Below are 471 nucleotides of genomic sequence, written 5' to 3'. Positions count from 1 at the left end.
TGCGCATTGGTCAGCAATTGCTGGCGCAGCGCGCCTTCGCGGTCCTTTTCCTGCCAGACTTGCGCCCAGGCGAGGAAGAAGCGCTGGTCGCCGGTCAGCCCGCCGATCACGGGTGCCTTGCCGTGCTTGGCCTGATAGCGCTGATAGGCGGCATAGGCCATTTCCACGCCACCGAGATCGCCGATATTCTCGCCCATGGTGAGCGACCCCTTGATGTGCGTGCCGGGGATCGGTGCATAGCCGTCATATTGCTTGCCGAGCACGGCGGTGCGCGCGGTGAAGGCCTTTTTGGATTCGGGCGTCCACCAGTTGCTGATCTTGCCGGTCCCGTCGAACAGGCTGCCCTGATCGTCAAAGCCGTGGCCGATTTCATGCCCGATCACCGCGCCGATCGCGCCGTAATTGACCGCGGCATCGGCCTTGGGATCGAAGAAGGGCGGCTGCAGGATGGCGGCGGGGAAGGTGATCTGG

Annotated in this window: 1 protein-coding gene; it reads right to left on the bottom strand. The window is 64.1% G+C overall.

What is annotated here, in order from left to right:
• Nucleotides 1-471, bottom strand: a 471-nt coding sequence (locus AACY45_RS28330) for a M13 family metallopeptidase (RefSeq protein ID WP_339548776.1), incomplete at both ends; no start/stop codon positions are given.

This window comes from Pseudomonas sp. RA_35y_Pfl2_P32 (assembly GCF_963970735.1).
In the GTDB taxonomy this organism is placed as follows: domain Bacteria; phylum Pseudomonadota; class Gammaproteobacteria; order Pseudomonadales; family Pseudomonadaceae; genus Aquipseudomonas.
Note: the sequence above shows the minus strand (reverse complement) of the source record. Positions and strands in the feature narration are given on the sequence as shown.